Below are 17,379 nucleotides of genomic sequence, written 5' to 3'. Positions count from 1 at the left end.
CATCAATAGAACTTGTAGTCGGCGCTGACCTTGACCATACGCAACTGACGGGCGTTCGAATGCGTGTCAGTGGCGTCGCTGCGGTACTGGCGCAGATCCAGCGGCTCATCGCGGTTCATCAGGTTCTTCACGTTCAGCATCAGGCTCAGGTTCTTGATGCCTGTGTAACCCAACGCCAAGTCCACTGTGGTGTGCGAACCAACACGGCATTGCGCTTCGGTATAGCGCAGGCGTGCGCAACCTGCTGGTGAGTAGGTCGTATCCGTGTAGTCTTCCTGCAGTGCGTAACCCGAAGCAAAGTTGGTTCGTACGCCTACCGAATACACACCGTAAGACCAGTCAGCCGACAAGATGGACTTCAGGCGGGAGTATCGATAGCGGCCAGCCAGATTGTCGCCATAGGCCTTCAGCTCATCAGACCAAGAGTACAGATCCTTGGTGTAGGTGGCGCTGAGGTCGACATCCAACTTGCCCAGGCCTGTCGGGCGGAAGGAGGTCTGCAGGTCGATGTCATAGCCGGAGGTCTTGGTCTTGGAGATGTTCTCGTAGACACGGGTAATACCAGTCAGCTTGTTTGCAGTGATCTGGTGGTCTGCACGGCCTGCATAGCGCTGGTTCATCTCAATGTCCAGGGCGGACAAAGCGGCTGAGCGGGTAACCTGTCCTGGGAAATTGCTCTCATTGTTGAGCACTTCCTGAGCGCTGCGGCTATTGATCTCGTTCTTGCGAGCGATATGCCAATAGTCGACCGAGACACTGAAGCCCTTGGCTGGTTCGAACACGAAACCCAGGGTCTTGCTATCCGAGGTCTCGGGTTTCAGGTTCTTGTTCGACTTGGTGCGCGATGCCAGAGAGAACGAGCAGCTGTCGCCGTACACCGATTCCGCCTTGGCGCGCAGTAGTGCCGCTTCGGTAGGGTTGGTGGAGGCATCTGCATCCGCGTTCAGTGAGTTGTAGACGCGGGTTGCGGCATCACATCGCTGAGGGTCGGATAGGTCGGGGGCAAAGGCGCGCAGCTCTGAATCGCTGGACTCCAGCAGGTTGGGTGCACGGAAGCCGCCAGCAAAGGTGCCGCGCAGGATCAGGCTGGGGGATGCCTGGAAGCGCAGGCCCAGCTTGGGCGAGACGTGGGCATCAAAGTTCTCGAACTTATCGACGCGTGCGGCCAACTGGGCTTCCAGCTTATCCACCACAGGCACATTCAGTTCGACAAAGGCTGCGCCATAGGTGCGCGAGCCCTGTGCGGCAGAGGAGCCACGACCAACCAGATCAGCTTCCTTGGCCAGAATATCGCTATCCTTACTTTCGTAATCCTCGCGACGCAGGTCGAAACCAGCTGCTATGCCCAGCGGGCCGGCGGGCAGCTCGGCCAGGGCCGAGTTGGAGAACTTGCCGTCAATGAAGGACTGCGAGGTCTCGCCTTGGGTCACATATTGCGGGAAGAGCGTGTTGAGGACTTCACGGCTGTTCTGCTGGCCAATTTTGTAGGCCTTGTTGAAGAACAGGGGATCATCCATGTCGTAGTCGCCGATGACTTCCTTGAAACCCTTGCGGCTGTATTGGCTGCGTTGGGTCATGACTGTCTTGGCAAAGGTGTAACCGGCAGCGGTTTCCCAATCCCAGTTTCCGGCAATGCCCTTCAGGCCGCCCATGAAGCGGTACTGGTCGGAATCAACCTTGGTGCCCAGCAGCGGCTCGGCATCGGCAAAGCGATAGCGGAATTCGATCTCGGAGCCGGACTTGTTCAGTGGGTGTTGCGCAGGCAGGCCGCGTGGAGTGAATACCTGGATAGAGCCGTCAGCAGCTGCCCACTCGGTGGTGCCCAAGGCAGCGCCGTAAGCGGGAGGGGTGCCCTTGTACTTGGTCTGAATCTTGGAGTAGCTGATGTCGCCGAACGCCTTCAGTTCGTCACTGAAGCGGAATTCGCCCGAGCTGAAAAAATTTGCGCGTTTGGACCTGGGAACTGCACCGATACGAGCCCACTGGTCAAAGCGGCACAGGCCACCCTGTACCATGCTGGTGTCGCAACCTGCCAGAGGGCCTGTCTGACCACCACCAACCAGGTTGCCGGGGAAGGAGAAGGTGGAGAAAGTACCGATGCTGGGATTCAGTGCCAGGGCGGTCTTGTTGCTCTCGCCAAACAGCTCGCGGAAAGTGTAGTCATCGCGCTGATAGAAATCTGCGTTGATCAGTACGTTGTAGCGATCTTCGTTCGCATTGCCAAAACCGGCCGTGATGCTGGCGTTCTGCTGCTCCAGCTTGCCCTGGTCCACGGACTGTTGATGCGATGCCTTGAGTTTGAGACCAGTGTAGTTACGGCGGGTAATGATGTTGATCACACCTGCGACGGCATCGGAGCCATAGATGGCAGATGCGCCATCCTTGAGGATTTCGACGCGCTCGATTGCTTCGGTAGGCAAAGCGTCAAGGTTGACGAAGTTTTCTTGCGCGCCATCGCCTAGGGCATAGTTGGAGACGCGGCGGCTGTTCAGAAGTACCAGCGTGGAGGCCTTGCCCATGTTACGCAAGGAGGCGCCGGATGACCCACTGGCAAAGGAGCTGCTGCCACCTATATCGCTGAGGGCACTAGAAGAAGACGATGACAGGGTGTCGATGAATTCGCGGAAAGTGTTGGCGCCGGTGCGTTGTATGTCTTCACGGGACATAACCTGTACTGGGGATGCAGTTTCCTTGCTCAGGCGCTTAATATTGGAACCGGTGACTTCGATTTTCTCGATCGGCGTGGCGGTATCGGCTGCGTGGGTGTGACCGGTATAGCCCAGAGCTGCTACGGCCAGGGCCAGGTACTTCATTTGCATAACAGAATAACTCCCCAAAAACTACAAAATGTCCGCTGTTCCTGCTGCTGACCGATAGCTACAGTCAATCAACAGGGGGGCGGATATTACGTAGTCATGAGGCTTGCGTCATCATTGGTGCGGCATCAGTGGTTTTATAGTGCTACCTGTTTCTTATTTGCAACATTTATTGACTCGGCGTTGGGTATGGCATGCCTGCCTGAGGAGAGGGCTGGCCCTGTGTCGCAGGAAAGCAATAGGCATGTGCGGTAGGCAGGAATCTTCTGCGGAAATTCGCCTGCAGGGTTGGTGCCTGCACCGAGAGTTCGCGGGGGGCATGGTGTGTGGCCATGCCGGTGCTATACTTTTCCGCACCAATCGCCGCGCGCTGCGCGGCGTTTTCTATGGCATCGGCAGCGAGCGTTCGCGGTCTATGCCCGTTCGCGTGAGGCGTCTAGGTGGGTTGATAAGAGCCAAAGGTTGTCGGCTTGCGGCGCTGACTAAATATATATGTTGGTCTTGTGAGAGTTGAGGGCAAGGTAATGAAGCAAATCTTTCCGGCGCTGTTGGTGGGTGCATTGTGTGTCGCGCCTGTTGCAGTGAATGCCGCAGCAGATAGCAAGGCAGAGGTTGCAGTGAAGCCTTGGAGCGCCATCGAGAAGCTATTTGCTCGGCCTAGCTTCATGCAGATGCAATTGTCACCGGATGGCAAGAGCATGGCGGTGCTGGTGCCGGTTAACGACAGGCGCAATCTGGCGGTGATCGATCTGGAGGGAAAGGCGATCAAGGTGCTGACTAATCTCAAGGAGATAGATGTCGCACGTTTTTTTTGGGTCAACAATGACCGCCTGATTTTTACCCAGGGAGACGCCCTTGCTGGCTCCGGCGAGCCGCAGAACTGGGGGGGCGTGGTGGCAGTGAACAAGGATGGCACTGAGCTGCGGCGATTCAAGTCGGGCCATAGCTTGGTAGGCGTGCTGAGCGATGGCTCGGACAATGTGCTGATGGTCAATAATGACCGTAGTAGCAAGGCGCTTGACCTCTACGTGGTCAACTCCAAGACAGAGAAGAGTACCCTGAAAACGTTCGACAATCCTGCTACTCCTGGCGTGATTGTTAGCTTCCTGCCGGATAGCAAAGGAGAAGCACGTTTGGCTTATCTGGTGGACGATAAGCGCACGTTGACCATGACCAAGATTTACCACCGGTCCTCCAGGGAGCAGGGTTGGAAGTTGATAAAGGAGTTTGAGGAGGGTCAGGAGGGGGAGTGGGATGTGTTGGGGCTGGACAGTGATGACAAAACAGCCTTTGTGGCTGTTCGTGGCGTAGATAGTAAGTTTGCCTTGCATACGCTGGACATGGAGACTCAGGTTCTAGGCGAAAAGTTGCTGGCCCATGATCTGGTCGACGTCGGTGGTGGCAATGCAGACTTGATACACGCTGCTTCGGGCAAGGTAATTGGTCTGGCGCTGGATGCGGAAAAGCCAGAGATCTACTGGTTTGACCGGGCTTGGGCCAAGCTCAGTGAGCAAGTGGATGCAACGCTAAAGGGCAGGATCAACTATCTCGCTGGTGATCTGGATGGACGGATTGCCATCTATTCGACAAGCGATGTGGATCAGGGTAGCTACTATTTGCTCGATACCAAGACACTCAAGATGGAGGAGGTGGCCCAGGCTGCTCCCTGGCTGGATGCTGACAAAACCTCGCCTATGCGGCCGGTGCAGTATAAAGCGCGGGATGGCATGACGATCCCCGCCTACTTGACTCTGCCTAAGGGTAAAGCCGAGAAGATGCTGCCCTTGGTAGTGAATATTCATGGCGGCCCATTCGGTGTGCGGGACTCCTGGGGCTGGAATCCGGAGGTGCAGTTTCTGGCCTCTCGTGGCTATGCCGTGTTGCAGCCCAACTATCGGGGCTCAGGCGGTTATGGCTGGAAGCATCTGCGTAGCGGCTGGAAGCAGTGGGGGTTGGCCATGCAGGACGACATTACCGATGGCGTGAACTGGTTGGTAAACAGTGGTGTGGTCGACAAGAACCGCATCTGTATCTACGGTGGCAGTTATGGCGGCTACGCGACCTTGATGGGATTGGTGAAGGACCCCGACCTTTACAGGTGTGGTGTCGACATCGTGGGTGTGTCTGACATTGAGATGAAGTTTGACGTGCAGTGGTCAGACTATGCGCGCAGCAATTATGTGAAGTATGGTGCCATGGCCGCTTTTGTGGGGGATCCAAAGACTGACCAAGCGCAGTTGAAGATGACTTCGCCGCTGCAGAATGCAGACAAGTTCAAGGCGCCTGTGTTCATTGCACATGGTGCGCTGGATCGACGTGTGCCACTGGTGCACGCTGAGCGTATGCGAGATGCGTTGAAGGCCCACGGCAAGGCTTATGAGTGGTTGGTGATAGATGACGAGGGGCATGGTTTTGGCAAGATGGAGAATATCAAGTTGTTCTATCCCGCCGTCGAAGCGTTCCTGAAGAAGTACATAGGCAGTTGAGTTGCACGTGTAACGAAAAAGCCCCGGTTTGTGACCGGGGCTTTCGCTTTTGCGGGCACCGCAGACTCTAGCTCCGAAGACAGTTGGTGATACGCCCAATCTTTAGTTGTCTAGGCTTGTCAGGGTGCTCGGCGCTGATATTAGCTTTTTCTGAAATTCGTTGCGTGGTAGCTACAAACTGTGAAATGTGTAACGAAAATGCTGCAAAAGCCAGTAGGGCTGAGGGTACTATGACTCATCAGGGAGATTGACGTCGCTGCTTGCTGGGCGAGGTCGCTTGGCTTTTTTGTGTGTTCGCTGCTGAGGGTTGTCGACCACTGGCAGTGGTTCCATTGGGAGAAATACAAGTTATGAAGCTGAATCAGATTACACGCGCGCTGCTACTTGTCGGTATCGCTGGCGGCGCAAGCCAGTTTGCCCTTGCTGAAGAGGCACCGGTCAAGGTCGAAAAGATCCAGGTGACGGGTTCCAATATCAAGCGTACTTCGACCGAATCGGCGTCTCCCATCCAGGTTATTGGCCGCGAAGAAATCCGTAAAACTGGAGTGACCACCACTTCAGAACTGTTGAAGCTGGTGCCGGCCATCAGCTCTGGCGGGCTGGATGACCTGGATTCCGGTACTGGCTTTGCGTCGGGCGTGGCTACATCTTCCCTACGTGGTTTGGGTTCGTCTTCCACGTTGGTGCTGGTAAACGGTCGTCGCATGGCACCTGCTGCGTATGCTGACCCGAACACCGGGCAATCCAGCCTCTACAACCTGAACAACATTCCCCTGTCGGCCATTGAGCGCGTGGAAGTGCTGAAGGATGGTGCTTCGGCTGTTTATGGTTCTGATGCCATTGCCGGCGTGATCAACTTCATCCTGCGCAAGGATTACCAAGGTGCTCAGGCTTCCTTGTCGGGCGGCGGCTCGCTCAATGGTGGTTTTGGCAATCAATCGGGCAACTTCACCGTAGGTTTCGGCGACCCTGTCAGCAACCGCTTCAATGTGATGGTGTCGGCCGAATACCGCCATCGCGAAGCTACCCCGCTGAGCAAGGCGCATGCTGTCAAGAAGGATACCTACTACCAGCTGGATGCTCGTCTTGATCCGTCGGCATCGTCGCTGGCGTACCCTGGGAACTACTATATTGAACGCACCCAAGGCAGTGGCGCGTTTACCGTGCTGGGTGTAGCGGATAACCGCTGCCCGACCTCGATGAAGGTCGGTACGACCTGCCGCTGGGACTTCTTCAAGGGCCTGGATGCTGTTTCCGAGTCTGACACCGGTGCGGTCTTCTCCCGTGCTTCCTTCTCCTTGGGTGAAAACCTGAATGCGTTTGCCGAGGTCGGCTACAACAGGGTTGAGGCTGAATATCGCTCCAACCCGCGTAGCGTAGCCCAGACCGGCAGCACCTGGTTTACCACGGATGGACAGCGCAAGTCGTTTACCTTTGTGCTGCCCGCCAATCACCCGGACAACCCTTACAACAACCCCACCTATACACAGTACACGCCTAACAATACCCGCCAGGTTGCGGTGCGCTACCGTTTTGGCGATATCCCGGCGTCTGATTCGGTGACGAACGAATCGACCCGTGTTGTGCTGGGCCTGGATGGTTCGCACTTTGGCTGGGACTGGAATGCGGGTGCGATGTACAGCAAGGCCGAGCGTAACGCGATTTCGCGTGGTCTGTTGCTGGCAAACGAGCTGCAGAGCGCAATCAATGATCTGAGCTACCGCCCATTTGGCAACAACAGCGCGGCGACAATTGCCAAGATCAGCCCTGATCAGCTCTACACTGGTGAGACCGAAGTCAGCATCGGCGACCTGAAGGGCAGCACCGAATTCGGTAACCTGCCTGGCGGTGCGATTGGCGTGGCTGTTGGTCTTGAAGCCCGTCGCGAATCCATCAAGGTGACGCCGGATGCACGCCTGGCGAATGCCGAATTCATTGGTCTGGGTTCGTCCGCTGCAGACGGTAGCCGTAATGTGCGTTCGGTGTTTGGCGAGTTCAATCTGCCACTGCTGAAGACGCTGGAAGCAGAAGCTGCCGTGCGTTATGACCGCTACAGTGACTATGGTTCGTCCACCACGCCTAAGCTTGGCCTGAAATGGACCCCAAATGGTGCCCTGGCCGTCCGTGGTTCGTATGCTGAAGGTTTCCGTGCGCCTGGCCTGACCCAGATTTCCAAGTCCAGCGTGCAATCCTTCAATACCATCATCGACCCGCTGCGTTGCGGTACCTCCAAGTTCCCGAACGTGCCTGGCAACACCATCGATCCTGCATCGCGCGATACCGGTGAGTGCACTACCGGCCGCAGCATTTCCTCGCGTATTGCTGCCAACCCTGATCTGGAACCCGAGAAGTCCAAGAGCTTTACCTTCGGCTTGGTGTTTGCCCCGTCGGCGAACTTCAACGGCACAGTTGATATCTACCAGATTCGTCGTAAGGATGAGATTGACCGTCTGAGCTCGCAGTACATCATGGATCAACTCCATGAAGGTGGTGAGTCGCGCTACGCCGACCAGATTTCGCGTAATCAGAATCCGGATACTTGGCTGCGTGATACCAACGGCAACATTATCCCGAACACCGGTCCTATCATCAGCACCGTACGTAAGTTCTTCAACCTTGGTGAATCCCGCGTCAAGGGTGTCGACCTGGATCTGAACCTGCGCAACAATCTGGGTGAGTTCGGCCGTCTGAGTAGCAACTTCAACGCCAGCTACCTGATCAGCTACAAGCAGGCCCAGTTTGCTGGTGATGAGTATGTGGAATACGCTGGTGCTTACGGCCCGGCTGGTGAACTGCCGCGCCTCAAGAGCACGCTGGCTACGACCTGGTCCAAGGGGCCGTACTCGGTGAACGGTCGTATCAACTATACCGATGGCTGGTACTACGGCGACGGTGTGAGCGGTTGTGGTGGTATCGCGGCGTATCAGGCACTGTTCCCTGATTGCAAGGTCCACTCCTGGACCACGTTTGACCTGGGCATGACCTACACTGGCGTGAAGAACCTGACCATCGGCGGTACCCTGCGTAATGTCTTTGATCGCGATGCGCCTTATGATCCTGACAACACCACGATCGGTTACAACCCTGGTTTCCACAACCCCTATGGTCGTTACCTGAGCCTGAGCGCTACCTACAAGTTCTTCTAAGCGCCCCTGCTGTTGCAATACCTTCGACCCCCGGCTTGCCGGGGGTTTTTCATTGCCGCCACAGATGCATGACCGGCTGAATGAGATTAATGTAGTGTAGTTTCAGCCGAGCAATCGCTTGGTTGGTGCCCTTCTCTGGCTTGAGGCGCTTGGATCAAGGCGGTGAGGTAATGGCTGATCTGAAAATGTAGTCAGATACCGTGTAACTACTTTTCTGGCGACTAATGGCGCTGAATTTGCGACAATTACGGGCCGATTTTTCGCTTTTGCCTGACTTTTGTTACAGGCATGCAAGATTCCATACCCGAGGTCACCCTATGCAGTTCACCCCCCCCGACTACATACAGCACGCCGCCCTGCTTGAATGGGTGTCCAAGGTTGCCGCACTGACCAAGCCCGATCGCATCCACTGGGTTGATGGTTCCGATGCCGAGAACGAAGCCTTGCTGGCGCAGATGGTGGCAGCGGGCACGCTGGTGAAGCTGAACCCGGAGAAGCGGGCGAACTCCTATGCTGCGTTCTCGGATCCTTCTGACGTGGCGCGGGTGGAAGACCGTACCTTTGTCTGTGCCGAGCAAGAGACTGATGCCGGCCCTAACAATAACTGGATGGCGCCTGCCCAGATGCGGCAGACGCTGGATGGCCTGTTCGATGGCTGCATGCGTGGCCGCACCCTGTATGTGATTCCGTTCAGCATGGGCCCGTTGGGCTCGCATATTGCCCACATCGGCATTGAGCTGACCGATTCACCCTATGTGGTGGCCTCCATGCGTGTGATGACCCGCATGGGGCGTGCGGTTTACGACGTGCTGGGCAAGGATGGTGCCTTTGTGCCGTGCGTGCATACCGTGGGTGCACCCCTGGCTGTTGGCCAGGCGGATGTGGCCTGGCCTTGCAACAAGGACACCAAGTACATCGTGCACTTCCCCGAGACCCGCGAGATCTGGTCTTATGGTTCGGGCTATGGTGGCAATGCCCTGCTGGGCAAGAAGTGCTTTGCCCTGCGTATTGCCTCTACCATGGGCCGTGACCAGGGCTGGCTGGCCGAGCACATGCTGATACTGGGCGTGGAAAGCCCTGCTGGCGAAAAATCCTATGTGGCAGCGGCCTTCCCCAGTGCCTGTGGCAAGACCAACTTTGCCATGCTGATCCCGCCCAAGGCCTACCAGGGCTGGAAGGTAACGACCGTGGGTGATGATATCGCCTGGATCAAGCCTGGCAGCGATGGCCGGCTGTATGCCATCAACCCCGAGAATGGCTACTTCGGTGTGGCGCCGGGGACCTCGGAGAAGTCCAACCCCAACGCCATGGCCATGCTCAAGCAGAATGTGATCTTCACCAATGTGGCGCTGACCGATGATGGCGACGTGTGGTGGGAGGGCATGAGCAAGGAGGCGCCAGCCCACCTGATCGACTGGCAGGGCAAGGACTGGACGCCGGAAATCGGCCGGGAAACCGGTCGCAAGGCTGCCCATCCCAATGCCCGCTTTACCGTGGCGGCCAGCCAGTGTCCTTCGCTGGACGCAGCTTGGGATGATGCGAATGGCGTGCCCATTTCGGCCTTTATCTTTGGCGGCCGTCGTTCTTCCACGGTGCCACTGGTGTCCGAAGCCGCTGGCTGGAGCGAGGGTGTCTACATGGCGGCGACCATGGGGTCCGAGACGACGGCAGCTGCCATGGGCGCCCAGGGCCAGACGCGGCGCGACCCGTTTGCCATGCTGCCCTTCTGCGGCTACCATATGGGCGATTACTTCGACCACTGGTTGAAGATGGGCGACAGGCTGGCGCACGCGCCCGGCATCTTCTGCGTCAACTGGTTCCGCGTGGGCGAGGATGGCAAGTTCCTGTGGCCGGGGTTTGGCGAGAACATGCGGGTGCTGGAGTGGATCGTCGGCCGGGTGCAAGGCAAGGCTCAGGCACGCGAGACTGTGCTGGGCTGGATGCCCTCGTATGCCGATCTGGACTGGACTGGCCTTGACGACATGACCACGGCGCAGTTTGATGCCCTGATGCAGGTGGACATCGAGGCCTGGCGGGCCGAGGTGGCAGCCCATGCCGAGTGGTTTGCCAAGCTGGCCGACAAGCTGCCCAAGCAGCTGGCCGACAAGCGCAGCCAGCTGAGTGAGGCGCTGGCAGGCTAAGGTGTACTGGTAACGACAAGTAAAGGCCGCTCCTGGAGCGGCCTTTTTTTTTGCGCCGGTCGTGCGTGCGGCGCGCTATGCAGCGGGGGCGGAGTTCAGTCCAGGCGCTGGGACTTGGCGATGCGCTCGCGCTCGACCTTGGTGATGTAGCGCTGTATCAGGGTCTGGTTGGCGCTGGAGAGATGGATGAACTGGGCGCCGGTGCGTATGGTGTGTATGCCGTTCTTGAGGGTGATATCAAAGCTGGAGCGCATTTCCACATCGGCCATGACGGTGCCGGTGTCGGGCAGCTCTATGCGTATTCCGTGGTACTGGCGGCCGGCATCCATGCGCAGGCCAGGCACGTAGCCAATGATGCCTATGCCTCCTACACTGATATCGGCCAGCGAGATCTCGAAGTCCTCGCCATGCCCCAGGGGGACATAGCAGGAGAGTGGCTGGGCCAGCGGTACGATCAGCCGGTAGAAGTCGCGCCGCTGCAGGCGCAGTGCCTCGGTGGGCTGGGTGACCGCCAGTGCCGGCTTGCCTTGCCACTCCACCAGCCTGGGGGAGCGGGCGGTGAACTGGACCTTGACGTGGCTGAGGGCCGAGGTGCAATACAGTTGCTCCACGGCCAGTATCTGATCCTTGAAGTGACCGTGGGGCAGGTCCAGGATCAGCCTGCCCTGATCGATAGCCAAGGCCATGGACAGGCCGAACTGGTCGCTGTCGTCCACATACAGGCTGACCAGTTCATGGTGCTCGCACAGCTGCAGCAGCAGGCGCTGGATTTCCCCTGGCGTAGTCAGCCGCAACTGATCGGCATCGGCCAGCTCGGCGGGCTCGATGCGCAGTGGCAACTCGTCGGTCATCAGGGGTGGCAAGGCTGTTTTCATGGTCTGATTGTAGACATCCGGCAACGGCGCATCCAGGCACATGGAACTATTACATGTGCCTGTACCTGTGCTTGGCTTAGAGTCTGTTTCAGAGTTTGAATTCCGCCAGCTTGCGTGCCACCGCCAGGTTTTTCAGGCGGACGTAGTCAGGCAGGCCGTTGCGGAAGGGGGGGTAGTCCTCGCCGGCGATCAGCGGCGACAGGTAGCGTCGGCAAGCCTCGGTGATATGGAAGCCGTCTTCGGTGATGAAGTCGCGCGGCATGAACTTCTCCACATTGGCGACTTGGGATAGCGGTGCCTCGGCGATATCCCACTGGTAGGGCGCGTCGCTCAGGCGACGGATGGCCGGCATGACCGAATTCTTGCCGGCCAGTGCCATTTCGACGGCGGCCTTGCCCAGGGCGTAGGCCTGTTCCACGTCGGTCTTGCTGGCGATGTGGCGGGCGGCGCGCTGCAGGTAATCGGCTACCGCCCAGTGATACTTGTAGCCGAGCTTGTCCTTGACCAACTGGGCGATGGTGGGGGCGACGCCACCCAGTTGAGCGTGGCCGAAAGCGTCTTTCAGGCCGGTTTCGGACAGGAACTGGCCCTGCTGGTTCTTGATACCCTCGGAGACACCGATGACGCAGTGGTCGTACTGCTCGACCGTGGCCTTGACCTTGGCGAGGAAGGCCGCCTCGTCGAACTCTACCTCGGGGAACAGCAGGATGTGGGGACCTTCGCCGGCTGCTTCGCTGGCCAGGCCGCAGGCGGCAGTGATCCAGCCTGCGTGGCGGCCCATGACTTCCAGGATGAAGACCTTGGTGGAGGTCTTGGCCATGGAGGCGACGTCGTAGCCGGCCTCGCGGATGCTGGTGGCCACATACTTGGCGACAGAGCCAAAGCCGGGGCAGCAGTCGGTGATGGGCAGGTCATTGTCCACGGTCTTGGGCACATGGATGGCCTGGATGGGGTAGCCCATCTTCTCGGACAGCTGCGCCACCTTGTAGCAGGTATCGGCCGAGTCGCCGCCGCCGTTATAGAAGAAGTAGCCGATATCGTGGGCTTTGAATACTTCGATCAGGCGTTCGTATTGCTCGCGATGGGTTTCCAGGCTCTTAAGCTTGTAGCGGCAGGAGCCGAAGGCGCCCGACGGGGTGTGCTTGAGGCGGGCGATATCCTCGGCGCTTTCCAGCGAGGTATCGATGAGGTCTTCGGTGAGTGCGCCTATGATGCCGTTACGGCCGGCGTAAACCTTGCCTATCCTGTCGCCATGCAGGCGGGCGGTCTCGATGACGCCAGCGGCGGAGGCGTTGATCACGGCGGTGACACCGCCCGACTGGGCATAGAAAGCGTTCTTCACGGTCATGCAGAAAACTCCGAAGAGAGGTTGCGGGGGCAGTGATAGCCCCGGGATGCGATGCACCGCCCGACATGTCCGCCCAGCGTGCCACGCTATCGCGTGGTCTGGTGGCCGATGCCCGGGCAGCAGCGATTAGGGTTGGGTCTTGCCGGCCTCGGCCTGCTTAGCTGCCTCGGCGGCCTGATAGCGCTGCAACTGGGCGCGCCACTCGGTCCAGTCATAGGGTTTGCCGGTCTCGAAGCGTTTTTGCAGGTTGGCCAGCACATTGGGCCAGGCCTTTTCGAAATAGGCACGGGCCTTGGGCCATTCGCCGTCGCTGCCCCAGCCCAGGTGGCTCAGGCTCAGGCGGGTGCCGTCCGCCTCGGCGGCAAAGCGCAGTATCACCACGGTGCGCTGTTGCCGGGCCTGGGGCAGATGCGGTGGGGCGTTCCAGGTAAAGGACAGTAGCTTTTGCGGCTCTACGGCCAGTACCCGCATGTCGTCGGCGCCTTTCAGGCCCGCCGCGGCATAGGGGTTCATGTATATCTCGAAGGGGCCGCCTGGCCTCGCTTCCACCCGCGCTTCCGGGGCAAAGAAGCCGCTAATGCCTTCGTTGGTCGTCCAGGCCTCCCAGACATCGGCCAGCGGGGCCTTGATCTGGGCTGTCAGTTCTATGCCGCTCTCGGCTGCTGTAGCAGCAAGGGGGGCAAGGCTTAGCAGGGCGGCAAGCAACAGGCGGCGCATAGTGGCTCCAGACCATGACGGGAACGGCCGCATTGTAGTCGGAATCAGCCTGTCCCGCCGCATGGGCTGACGGCCGTTTCGCGCTATGCCATGGCGGCGGCGAGGCGCTAGTTCACATAGAACAGGATGCTGACGTACTGGCAGAGGCTGCCGCCCAGTACAAACAGATGCCAGATGCCGTGATAGTGCGGTACCCGCTCATCGTTGAGGAAAAAGTAGATACCGGCGCTGTAGATCAGGCCGCCGCCAGCCAGCCAGGCCAGGCCGGCGGTGGGCAGGTTGGCGATCAGGGGCTTGATGCCGATGACGATCAGCCAGCCCATGACCACATAGAGGATCATGGACAGGATGCGGGTGCGGCGCCCCAGTGTCAGCTCCTGCACGATGCCGAATATGGCCAGGCCCCAGCTCAGGCCGAACAGGGTCCAGCCCCAGGGGCCGCGCAGGGTGACCAGGGTGAAGGGCGTGTAGGTGCCGGCAATCAGCAGGTAGATGGCGCAGTGGTCTATCTTCTGCAGCACGGCCTTGGCCTTGGGGCCCTTGATGCTGTGGTAGAGCGTGGAGCCCAGGTAGAGCACGATCAGCATGCTGCCATAGATGGCGGAGCTGACGATTTTCCAGGCATCGCCCTGCAGCGAGGCCAGCGTGATCAGCACGGCCGCACCGGCAATCGCCAGGGCAGAGCCAGTCAGGTGGGTGATGCTGTTGAAACGTTCACCGTGATACATCGTTTTGCCTCAGTCGAAGAACACCATGCCGGCATAGGGGTGGGTGCGACAGCTTGCCAGCCTGCTGGCCATGTCGCCATCGTGGATTTCCAGTTTGTGCCCGTCGGGGTCGAGAAAGTAGAGCGAGGCACCCTCGCTTAGGTTCACTTTCCACTCTGCTACGCCGGCCTGGCGCAGGGTCTGGACAGCTTGCGCGTAGTCAGCAACGGTGAAGGCGTAATGGGTGTAGCTGGCGCTAGGTGGTGCCTGATCCAGCGACAGGCATAGCCACAGCGATCCAATGCTCAGGTAAGCGCCTTGATCCCAGCGGGCATGTGGCTTGGCGCCCAGCAGATCGACATAGAAGCGGAAGGCGCGATCCAGATCGCTGACGGCCAGGGTAAGGTGGTTGAGTTGTGTCAGCATGGGGCTGCAAAACAAAACAGGCGGGATAGCCCGCCTGTTCGATGTGTGGTTTGTCTACCGGGCTTTACACGCCCAGCGACTTGAACACATTGTCGCGGATGGCATCAACGGCGCCGACACCGGCCACCTTGACGTACTTGGGTGCCTTGGCGTCGCCCGAACGGGCCAGTTCGCCGTAGTAGCTCACCAGCACTTCGGTCTGCTCGTGGTAGACCGCCAGGCGCTTCTTCACCACTTCTTCCTTGTCGTCGTCGCGCTGTACCAGCGCTTCGCCGGTTTCGTCATCCTGGTCGGCCGCCTTGGGCGGGGCGAACTTGACGTGGTAGACGCGGCCGGAGCCCGGGTGCACGCGGCGGCCGGTAATGCGCTCGAGGATCTCGCTATCGGGTACATCGATCTCGACAACGTAGTCGATATCCACGCCGGCGGCCTTCATGGCATCGGCCTGGGGGATGGTGCGGGGGAAACCGTCGAACAGGAAGCCATTGGCGCAATCGGGCTGGGCGATACGTTCCTTCACCAGACCGATGATGATGTCGTCGCGGACCAGGCCGCCAGCATCCATGATGGCCTTGGCTTCCAGACCCAGCGGGGTGCCGGCCTTGACGGCAGCACGCAGCATGTCGCCGGTCGAAATCTGCGGAATGCCGAATTTTTCCTTGATGAAGTTGGCTTGAGTGCCCTTACCAGCGCCGGGGGCACCTAACAGTATCAGTCGCATCGTGGGGTTCCAGGTTTTGGTTAATTCAGTTTGTTCAGCTCGGCCCAGCGCAGGCGGACGCGTTCCAGGTCGGCGGGGGTATCCACGCCCGCTTCGGGGGCATGCGAAACCTGGGTAACGCCGATGGAATGACCGTGCCAGAGCACGCGCAGTTGTTCCAGCGCTTCGAACTGCTCCAGGGCACAGGGTGCAAGCGTGCGGTAGCGGCGCAAAAAGCCGGCGCGGTAGCCATAGATGCCTATATGCCGATAGACGGGTAGGTCGGCCGGCAATACGTCGCGCGACTGGGTAAAGGCATCGCGGGCGTAGGGAATCGGTGCCCGGCTAAAGTAGAGGGCACGGCCGCTGTGGTCAAGCACCACCTTGACCACATTGGGGTTGAACATCTCGTCAGCCCCAGCAATGACGTGGCATGCGGTGGTCATCGGCAGGCTGTTGTCGCGCTGCAACATAAGTGCCACGGCGTCGATCAGGGCAGGGTCTATCAGGGGCTCGTCGCCCTGTACGTTGACCACGGCAGCATCATCGGCCAGGCCCAGGATATCGGCCACCTCGGCCAGCCGTTCGGTGCCGGAGCTGTGCTCCACCCGCGTCATCACCGCTGAATAGCCATGCTCGGCCACCACGGCGCGGATACGCTCGTCGTCGGTCGCCACGTGCACACTGTGCGCGCCGCTCTTGAGTGCCTGCTCGACCGTGCGTATCACCATGGGCTTGCCGCCGAGATCGGCCAGCGGCTTCTCGGGGAAGCGGCTGGAGGCCAGCCTCGCCGGAATCAGGGCGATAAAGCTCACTTGCCGACTTCCTCTTCGGCGGGCAGCTCACGCGCCTCGCTCTCGAGCATGACCGGAATGCCGTCCTTGACGGCAAAAGCCAGCCTGTCGCCGCGACAGATCAGCTCCTGGCGACCCTTGTCGTAGTAGAGGGGGCCTTTGCACACGGGGCAGACTAGGATTTCAAGCAGTTTGGCGTCCATCTTTACTCTTCAATGCGTTGAGCCGGCTGGTCAGCCAGTCGGCGAGGTCGGGCTCGATAGCGGCTTCGACCGGAACGACCCAAATATTACCACTGTGTGCCAGCCCTTCCTCAGACAAAAGGGCAATTAGCTTGACGGCATCCTTCTCGGTAACCAGCCGGATATCGGCCTGCACCTGGTTGAGATCAGCCACGCTGTAACGATGGTGGTCGGGAAACGGGTGGGGCTGTACCGTCAGGCCGGCGGCCCTGAGGGTGGTGAAGAAGCGCTCGGGATGGCCTATGCCGGCCAGGGCGGCTACCTGCCGGTTGGCAAAATTGCTCAGGGGCTGGCGCTGATCGGGTTGCGCCAATTGCCAGGCCGGGCCGGGCTGCAGCGCCATGTCGAAACGCTGGGGGTGCGCCGGCAGGCCGGGCGCGCCGCTACCGTTCACCAGCATGGCCTGGGCCTGGGCCAGCCGGCTGGCCGGCTCGCGCAGGGGGCCGGCGGGTAGCAGCCAGCCGTTCTGCAGGCCCCGATTGCCATCGACCACCACGATCTCGATATCACGCCCCAGGCGGTAGTGCTGCAGGCCATCGTCGCATAGCAGGACAGTGGTGGTGGGGTGGGCGGCCAGCAAGGCTTGGGCGGCCGCGATGCGGTCGCGGCCCACGAACACCGGGCAGCCGGTGCTGCGGGCCAGCAGCAAGGGCTCGTCGCCGTAGCGGCTGGCGTCGCCGTCGGCAGGCACTTCGGCTACGTCGGTTATCTGGCCGCCATAGCCACGGCTGATGATGCCGGGCTGCCAGCCCCGTGCGCGCAGCTGCCGGGCCAGGTAGTGCACAGTCGGCGTCTTGCCGGCGCCGCCGGCTGTGATGTTGCCGACCACGACCAGGAGACAGGGCAGGGTGTGGGTTTGCAGCAATCCCAGGCGATAAAGCTGACGGCGCAGGGCCGCCAGGCCGCCGAACAAGGCCGACACCGGCAGCAGCAATGCGGCAGGGAAGCGGGATTGCCAGTAGCGCGGGGTTTGCATTGCCT

The 17,379-nt window shown here is 59.7% G+C and carries 13 protein-coding genes; 3 read left to right on the top strand and 10 right to left on the bottom strand.

Annotation, left to right across the window (positions count from 1 at the left end):
• Positions 1-2: 2 nt before the first annotated feature.
• Entirely contained in the window at positions 3-2,819 is a 2,817-nt protein-coding gene (locus QWZ03_RS13790) for a TonB-dependent receptor domain-containing protein (protein ID WP_290333247.1), read from the bottom strand.
• A 695-nt stretch (positions 2,820-3,514) separates the two neighbouring features.
• Between QWZ03_RS13790 and QWZ03_RS13785 the strand changes: the two genes are divergently transcribed.
• The 3 genes from QWZ03_RS13785 (at position 3,515) to QWZ03_RS13775 (ending at position 10,589) form a co-directional block, all read left to right on the top strand.
• Positions 3,515-5,302, top strand: a complete 1,788-nt coding sequence (locus QWZ03_RS13785; protein ID WP_290333246.1) for a S9 family peptidase — start codon at positions 3,515-3,517, stop codon at positions 5,300-5,302.
• 350 nt (positions 5,303-5,652) lie between these two features.
• The gene (locus QWZ03_RS13780; RefSeq protein WP_290333245.1) at positions 5,653-8,448 is read left to right on the top strand and encodes a TonB-dependent receptor plug domain-containing protein; all 2,796 of its coding nucleotides are present in this window, start codon (positions 5,653-5,655) and stop codon (positions 8,446-8,448) included.
• A 317-nt stretch (positions 8,449-8,765) separates the two neighbouring features.
• Complete coding sequence (locus QWZ03_RS13775) at positions 8,766-10,589, top strand: phosphoenolpyruvate carboxykinase (GTP) (RefSeq protein WP_290333244.1); 1,824 nt, start codon at positions 8,766-8,768, stop codon at positions 10,587-10,589.
• A gap of 95 nt (positions 10,590-10,684) precedes the next feature.
• Here QWZ03_RS13775 and QWZ03_RS13770 read toward each other — a convergent pair whose 3' ends face one another.
• The 9 genes from QWZ03_RS13770 to lpxK all read right to left on the bottom strand — a co-directional run bounded on the left by QWZ03_RS13770 (position 10,685) and on the right by lpxK (position 17,374).
• Positions 10,685-11,464: a flagellar brake protein gene (locus QWZ03_RS13770; protein WP_290333243.1), complete on the bottom strand. Its 780-nt coding sequence runs from the start codon at positions 11,462-11,464 to the stop codon at positions 10,685-10,687.
• A gap of 88 nt (positions 11,465-11,552) precedes the next feature.
• Positions 11,553-12,812, bottom strand: a complete 1,260-nt coding sequence (locus QWZ03_RS13765; protein WP_284194863.1) for a 6-phosphofructokinase — start codon at positions 12,810-12,812, stop codon at positions 11,553-11,555.
• A 126-nt stretch (positions 12,813-12,938) separates the two neighbouring features.
• A complete protein-coding gene (locus QWZ03_RS13760; RefSeq protein ID WP_290333242.1) occupies positions 12,939-13,529 on the bottom strand; it encodes an SRPBCC family protein in 591 nt (196 codons plus the stop codon).
• Between the two features lie 107 nt (positions 13,530-13,636).
• Positions 13,637-14,257, bottom strand: a complete 621-nt coding sequence (gene trhA, locus QWZ03_RS13755) for a PAQR family membrane homeostasis protein TrhA (RefSeq protein ID WP_290333241.1) — start codon at positions 14,255-14,257, stop codon at positions 13,637-13,639.
• A 9-nt stretch (positions 14,258-14,266) separates the two neighbouring features.
• Positions 14,267-14,662, bottom strand: coding sequence for a fosfomycin resistance glutathione transferase (gene fos, locus QWZ03_RS13750; protein ID WP_290333240.1), 396 nt, complete (start codon positions 14,660-14,662; stop codon positions 14,267-14,269).
• Positions 14,663-14,726: 64 nt separating this feature from the next.
• Entirely contained in the window at positions 14,727-15,383 is a 657-nt protein-coding gene (adk, locus tag QWZ03_RS13745; RefSeq protein ID WP_284194859.1) for an adenylate kinase, read from the bottom strand.
• A 20-nt stretch (positions 15,384-15,403) separates the two neighbouring features.
• Positions 15,404-16,177 carry a 3-deoxy-manno-octulosonate cytidylyltransferase gene (kdsB, locus tag QWZ03_RS13740; protein WP_290333239.1) on the bottom strand — a complete coding sequence of 258 codons (774 nt, stop codon included), beginning with the start codon at positions 16,175-16,177 and terminating at the stop codon, positions 15,404-15,406.
• Positions 16,174-16,359 (bottom strand): Trm112 family protein, encoded by a 186-nt coding sequence (locus QWZ03_RS13735; protein ID WP_284194857.1) that lies wholly within the window; start codon positions 16,357-16,359, stop codon positions 16,174-16,176. The genes kdsB and QWZ03_RS13735 overlap by 4 nt, the downstream gene beginning before the upstream one ends.
• Positions 16,340-17,374 carry a tetraacyldisaccharide 4'-kinase gene (gene lpxK / locus QWZ03_RS13730; protein WP_290333238.1) on the bottom strand — a complete coding sequence of 345 codons (1,035 nt, stop codon included), beginning with the start codon at positions 17,372-17,374 and terminating at the stop codon, positions 16,340-16,342. The genes QWZ03_RS13735 and lpxK overlap by 20 nt, the downstream gene beginning before the upstream one ends.
• Positions 17,375-17,379: the final 5 nt, after the last annotated feature.

The sequence above is a fragment of the Chitinimonas viridis genome (assembly GCF_030409555.1).
GTDB lineage: Bacteria > Pseudomonadota > Gammaproteobacteria > Burkholderiales > Chitinimonadaceae > Chitinimonas > Chitinimonas viridis.
This window is presented reverse-complemented; position numbering and strand designations above follow the sequence as displayed.

What these genes read in the sequence shown, in the direction of transcription:
- QWZ03_RS13790 (WP_290333247.1), bottom strand. Translation starts at nt 2,819, where the DNA reads ATGCAAATGAAGTACCTGGCCCTGGCCGTAGCAGCTCTGGGCTATACC.
- QWZ03_RS13785 (WP_290333246.1), top strand. Translation starts at nt 3,515, where the DNA reads ATGGCGGTGCTGGTGCCGGTTAACGACAGGCGCAATCTGGCGGTGATC.
- QWZ03_RS13780 (WP_290333245.1), top strand. Translation starts at nt 5,653, where the DNA reads ATGAAGCTGAATCAGATTACACGCGCGCTGCTACTTGTCGGTATCGCT.
- QWZ03_RS13775 (WP_290333244.1), top strand. Translation starts at nt 8,766, where the DNA reads ATGCAGTTCACCCCCCCCGACTACATACAGCACGCCGCCCTGCTTGAA.
- QWZ03_RS13770 (WP_290333243.1), bottom strand. Translation starts at nt 11,464, where the DNA reads ATGAAAACAGCCTTGCCACCCCTGATGACCGACGAGTTGCCACTGCGC.
- QWZ03_RS13765 (WP_284194863.1), bottom strand. Translation starts at nt 12,812, where the DNA reads ATGACCGTGAAGAACGCTTTCTATGCCCAGTCGGGCGGTGTCACCGCC.
- QWZ03_RS13760 (WP_290333242.1), bottom strand. Translation starts at nt 13,529, where the DNA reads ATGCGCCGCCTGTTGCTTGCCGCCCTGCTAAGCCTTGCCCCCCTTGCT.
- trhA (WP_290333241.1), bottom strand. Translation starts at nt 14,257, where the DNA reads ATGTATCACGGTGAACGTTTCAACAGCATCACCCACCTGACTGGCTCT.
- fos (WP_290333240.1), bottom strand. Translation starts at nt 14,662, where the DNA reads ATGCTGACACAACTCAACCACCTTACCCTGGCCGTCAGCGATCTGGAT.
- adk (WP_284194859.1), bottom strand. Translation starts at nt 15,383, where the DNA reads ATGCGACTGATACTGTTAGGTGCCCCCGGCGCTGGTAAGGGCACTCAA.
- QWZ03_RS13735 (WP_284194857.1), bottom strand. Translation starts at nt 16,359, where the DNA reads ATGGACGCCAAACTGCTTGAAATCCTAGTCTGCCCCGTGTGCAAAGGC.
- lpxK (WP_290333238.1), bottom strand. Translation starts at nt 17,374, where the DNA reads ATGCAAACCCCGCGCTACTGGCAATCCCGCTTCCCTGCCGCATTGCTG.